Origin of the sequence: Vibrio sp. 10N.261.46.E11 (assembly GCF_041472735.1) — a bacterium.
Lineage (GTDB): Bacteria > Pseudomonadota > Gammaproteobacteria > Enterobacterales > Vibrionaceae > Vibrio.
Window position 1 is genome coordinate 1 of record NZ_JBFRQW010000092.1, and the last position, 5,399, is coordinate 5,399.

The 5,399-nt window shown below is 43.4% G+C and carries 4 protein-coding genes; all 4 read left to right on the plus strand.

Features of this window, described 5'->3' with window-relative positions:
- The first annotated feature begins 159 nt into the window (after positions 1–159).
- On the plus strand, positions 160–390 hold the full coding sequence (locus AB4407_RS20760) for a hypothetical protein (protein ID WP_004735813.1): 231 nt from the start codon (positions 160–162) through the stop codon (positions 388–390).
- A gap of 123 nt (positions 391–513) precedes the next feature.
- Entirely contained in the window at positions 514–2,379 is a 1,866-nt protein-coding gene (locus AB4407_RS20765; protein ID WP_372121838.1) for an assimilatory sulfite reductase (NADPH) flavoprotein subunit, read from the plus strand.
- On the plus strand, positions 2,379–4,106 hold the full coding sequence (cysI, locus tag AB4407_RS20770) for an assimilatory sulfite reductase (NADPH) hemoprotein subunit (RefSeq protein WP_017097266.1): 1,728 nt from the start codon (positions 2,379–2,381) through the stop codon (positions 4,104–4,106). Before AB4407_RS20765 ends, cysI begins: the two co-directional genes overlap by 1 nt.
- Positions 4,099–4,875: a phosphoadenylyl-sulfate reductase gene (locus tag AB4407_RS20775; RefSeq protein ID WP_102542874.1), complete on the plus strand. Its 777-nt coding sequence runs from the start codon at positions 4,099–4,101 to the stop codon at positions 4,873–4,875. Before cysI ends, AB4407_RS20775 begins: the two co-directional genes overlap by 8 nt.
- Positions 4,876–5,399: the final 524 nt, after the last annotated feature.

Consider the following 5,399-nt stretch of genomic DNA (forward strand, 5'->3'; position numbering starts at 1 on the left):
TCTAACTGGAGCAGATCAAGCATCTTGAAGTTACTTGGGTATATACTTTTCTGGAATTAGTTAGCACATTCATCACTTTCGACCATCCTTAATACAGAGACCTAATTAGCGTCTATTCTTATAAGGTCTATGTTGTGAGGTCAAAGCAAGGGATGGAATATGACACTCAATGAATTACGAAATTTATATCGAGAAAATCTGTTGGTTGAAGCGATCATAGAGCCCTCAATTCAAGAGGGGTCTTGGGTTGTGGAGTTTCGCCATATGGGCGGTGGCTTTGTTTTGCTTACTGATGTTCATGGTGAAGAGTGTCATTACGCGGATTTAGACCTAGCATCTAAGTCGGCAATGGCGGTTGGCTTTCAACAAGTTCGTATTGAAAACCAGTAACTCAATTGACGTTTCAATCGGTTTTTACTTCCAAAAAGTTATAAAACATACTTTTCTATTCTTTCTTGTTATTAAAAGGAGTGGTTAATCTATCGTCACGCAATGATTAGGGATGTCGTGACCATGTCTTTAAATAAGAAAGAGTCTTCACAAAATAATAATGCACAGTCTGGGGCTAATGAGTTACCTGGGCTAGCAGCACCACTTAATGACCAACAATTGGGTCATCTTCAGCAAACTGTTTCTGAATTATCTTCTCAACAACTGGCATGGGTCAGTGGTTACCTTTGGGGTGTGAGCCAAACTCAGCCTGTGGGTGCCGCCGCGCCAATCGCTCAAGCAGCTGCTGCAGTAGCCGCAAAACCTGCGGGTAAGCTCAGCATTATCTTCGCATCCCAAACCGGTAATGCGAAAGGTGTCGCTGAATCGCTTGAGGCAGAAGCGAAAGCCTTAGGGATTGCTGTCGAGCTTTTCGATGCAAGTGATTATAAAGGTAAGAACTTAGCCAAAGAGACACACGTCATTTTTGTAGCTTCAACCAATGGTGAGGGCGAAGCCCCTGATAACGCTATTGAGTTGCATGAATTCCTTCAATCGAAGAAAGCGCCAAAATTATCAAACCTACAATACGGTGTGATCGGTTTAGGTGACTCAAGCTATGAGTTCTTCTGCCAAACGGCTAAAGACTTCGATAACTTCCTCGCTAAGCTTGGTGCCAAATCGTTTGTCGACCGTCTTGATTGTGATGTTGATTACGAAGAGTCAGCAACGCAGTGGCGCGCTAAAGCATTAGAGCAAGTAAAAGAGACGCTATCTACAGGCACTGAAGCCGATGTAGTTCAGTTGCCCGTCGGTCAAGCGGCTGCCGGTCATTCGCAATACACCAAACAAAACCCATACACAGCGACACTGTTAACGAGCCAAAAGATCACTGGTCGTGATTCGGGCAAAGATGTTCGTCATATCGAAATTGATCTTGATGAGTCGGGTATTACTTACCAACCGGGTGATGCGCTAGGCGTATGGTTTGAAAACAGTTCAGAACTCGCAAATCAAATTCTTTCTAAGGTTGGGCTGTCTGGTATCGAAAGTGTCGATGTCGATGGTGACAACTTGTCTGTGCATAGCGCACTCGTCAGCAAATTTGAGATTACATCTTCAAACCCTCAGCTAGTGACTAAGTTTGCTGAGCTTTCGGGCAGTAAGAAGTTAATTAAGCTGGTGGAAGATAAAGACAAGCTTCGTGAATACGCGGGTAATACTCAAGTTGTCGATGTTTTAGCTGAGAAGAAGACCAAGCTATCGGCTGATGAATTGATTGGCCTACTACGTAAGTTAACTCCACGCCTCTATTCTATTGCATCAAGCCAAGCAGAAGTAGATGAAGAAGTTCACTTAACGGTTGGTCTGGTTGAATACCAAAAGGGCGATGAATTTCGTCTGGGTGGCGCTTCAAGTTTCTTAGCTCAACGCCTTGAAGAAGGTGGTGAAGTGAAGGTGTTTGTAGAGAACAACAATAACTTCAAACTGCCGCAAGACGACAACACACCAATCATCATGGTTGGCCCGGGTACTGGTATCGCACCTTTCCGTAGTTTTGTTCAAGAGCGTGAAAACAATGACGCTGAAGGTAAAAGCTGGTTGTTCTTTGGTGACCGTACCTTTACTCAAGATTTCTTATATCAAGTTGAATGGCAGAGGTATCTTAAATCTGGTGCATTAACCAAGCTTGATGTTGCGTTTAGTCGTGATCAAAAAGAAAAGGTTTATGTTCAAGACCGATTAATTGAGCAGGCAGAGCAGGTTTGGCAATGGCTTCAAGAGGGCGCGTACCTCTATGTATGTGGCGATGCAACTCGAATGGCAAAAGATGTTCATGAAGCGTTAGTTACGATAGCGGAAAAACATGGCAATCAGAGCCGCGAACAAGCTGAACAATATATTAATGATTTACGTAAAGCGAAACGTTACCAAAGGGATGTGTACTAATGAGCAAGCAAGTAATAGAGCAAGAAGTGCTAGGTCAAGTACTGGGACCTTTGGCTGACAATGAACGTCTGAAGCGTGAAAGTAAAAACCTTCGCGGTACGATTGAACAAGATCTTCAAGATCGTATCACTGGTGGTTTTACTGCTGATAACTTTCAGTTGATCCGCTTCCACGGTATGTACCAACAAGACGACCGTGATATTCGTAACGAACGTACCAAGCAAAAATTAGAACCTTTACATAATGTAATGCTACGTGCGCGTATGCCAGGCGGCATCATCACTCCTAAGCAGTGGCTCGCGATTGATAAATTCGCAGATGAAAGCACCTCTTATGGTTCAATTCGTCTAACAACACGTCAAACCTTTCAGTTCCATGGTGTGTTGAAGCCGAACATTAAGTTAATGCACCAAACACTAAACAGTATTGGTATTGATTCGATCGCTACTGCGGGTGATGTAAACCGAAATGTTTTGTGTACCACGAACCCGGTTGAGTCCGAGCTACACCAAGAAGCTTATGAGTGGGCGAAAAAGATCAGTGAACACCTATTACCTAAAACTCGTGCTTATGCTGAGATCTGGTTAGATGGTGAAAAGCTCGCAACAACAGATGAAGAACCTATCTTAGGTAGTAACTACTTACCACGTAAGTTCAAAACGACGGTTGTAATTCCTCCGCAAAATGACGTAGATGTTCATGCTAACGATCTTAACTTTATTGCGATTGCTAAAGACGGAAAGCTGGTGGGCTTTAACGTATTAGTGGGCGGTGGTCTTGCAATGACGCACGGCGATACTTCTACTTATGCACGTAAAGCTGACGACTTTGGTTTTGTGCCATTAGAGAAAACGTTAGATGTAGCGGCAGCTGTTGTGACGACACAACGTGACTGGGGTAACCGTTCGAATCGTAAGAATGCCAAAACCAAATACACACTAGACCGTGTTGGTATTGATGTATTCAAAGCAGAAGTAGAAAAACGTGCAGGCGTTGAGTTTGCTGAAAGTCGTCCTTATGAGTTTACTGGCCGTGGCGACCGTATCGGTTGGGCGGAAGGTATTGATGGTAAGCACCACTTAGCGTTATTCATCGAAAATGGTCGTTTACTTGATTTTCCGGGTAAAGCGCTGAAAACAGGTGTTGCTGAAATAGCGAAGATCCACAAAGGTGATTTCCGCATGACAGCGAACCAAAATCTCATTGTTGCAGGTGTACCTAAGAGCCAAAAGGCACAAATTGAAAAGCTGGCACGTCAATACGGTCTGATGGATGATGCCGTTTCAGAACAGCGCAAGAACTCAATGGCGTGTGTGGCATTCCCAACATGTCCGTTAGCAATGGCAGAAGCCGAACGTTTTCTTCCTGAGTTTGTAACGGATGTTGAAGACATTCTGAAGAAACACGGATTACCAGAAGAAGATAACATCATCCTTCGCATCACGGGTTGTCCAAACGGCTGTGGTCGTGCAATGTTGGCTGAGTTGGGTTTAGTCGGTAAGGCGCCGGGGCGTTACAACATGCACTTAGGTGGCAACAAAGCCGGAACTCGTATCCCGAAGATGTATAAAGAGAACATCACTTCAGCTCAGATCTTAGAAGAGATTGATTCGCTGGTGGGACGTTGGGCTACGGAACGTAACGACAATGAAGGGTTCGGTGATTTTACAATCCGAGCTGGCATCATCGAAGAGGTGATCATTTCAAAGAGGGATCTGCATGCATAATTCTGTCGCTTCAAAATTGAAGTTAGCAGAGCTACTCGCATTGACTAAGACGGAGCAGATACTTCGTCTTGGACAAATTAATGCTGAGTTAGAGCAGCTAACCGCATTAGAAAGAGTGAAGTGGGCTCTGGAAAACTTAGAAGGAACACATGTGGTGTCTTCTAGTTTCGGAATCCAAGCAGCATTGATGCTGCACTTAGTGACTCAAGCCAAACCCGATATTCCAGTTATTCTTACGGACACTGGGTATCTATTCCCGGAAACGTATCGATTTATCGATGAGCTAAGTCAGAAGTTGACTCTAAACCTTCAAGTCTTTCGTTCTCAGCAGAGCCCTAATTGGCAAGAAGCGCAATATGGCAAACTTTGGGATCAAGGTATAGAAGGGATAGAGAAGTACAACAAGCTTAATAAAGTTGAACCGATGAGAAGAGCGCTGGATGAACTAGAGGCGGGCACTTGGTTTTCTGGGTTGAGAAGAGAGCAATCTCAATCGCGTGCAAACTTGCCTATCTTATCTATCCAAAATGGTGTGTTTAAGTTCTTGCCAGTAATTGATTGGACAAATAAAGATGTTCACTATTACTTGGAAGAGCATGGCCTTAGTTACCATCCACTTCGCGAGCAGGGGTACCTTTCTGTTGGAGATACTCATACGACTAAGAAATGGGAACCGGGTATGACTGAAGAAGAAACCCGTTTCAATGGTCTGAAACGAGAATGTGGTCTCCATGAAGACGATGGAGAGCAATATGGTTCTGGGATTTAGACTCATTGCCATTTAAAAAGCTGCCTCAAGGCAGCTTTTTTAGTTTCTAGGGGATAAAATTAAAGCGATTGTGGATAAGTCTGTGGTTATTATGTAGGTACTTTGTAGTTAAACTTGCATAAATAAGGCTTTGGGTGTTTATCCATCATTTAACCGTTATTTTTGCAATTTTCGGTAATAAATACTTGCCAATGTGAGGAATATCTCTATAATGCCGCCTCACTGACACGGTAGACGCCACAAGGCTTCAGCGAAGAATGTTAGTGAGGCAACTAGCTTTAAGCGATAATTCGCTCCTACTTTTAGAAAGTAGAAATTAATTTTCAAAAGTGTTTGACACTGAGAATTAAATCGCTAGAATGGCCGCCTCTTCCGAAGTGATGTAAGTCACAACGAAGAGAAGCTCTTTAATAATTTAAACCTATCAATCTGTGTGGGCACTCGTTGATGAATATCAAAACGTCATTCTAAGGAATGGCAGTTACTTCGGTAACAAATTGATTTCAATGAACTGAGTGACCAAT

Excerpts from the sequence above, each read along its gene's own strand:
- AB4407_RS20775 (WP_102542874.1), top strand. The coding sequence starts at position 4,099 with ATGCATAATTCTGTCGCTTCAAAATTGAAGTTAGCAGAGCTACTCGCA.
- AB4407_RS20765 (WP_372121838.1), top strand. The coding sequence starts at position 514 with ATGTCTTTAAATAAGAAAGAGTCTTCACAAAATAATAATGCACAGTCT.
- cysI (WP_017097266.1), top strand. The coding sequence starts at position 2,379 with ATGAGCAAGCAAGTAATAGAGCAAGAAGTGCTAGGTCAAGTACTGGGA.
- AB4407_RS20760 (WP_004735813.1), top strand. The coding sequence starts at position 160 with ATGACACTCAATGAATTACGAAATTTATATCGAGAAAATCTGTTGGTT.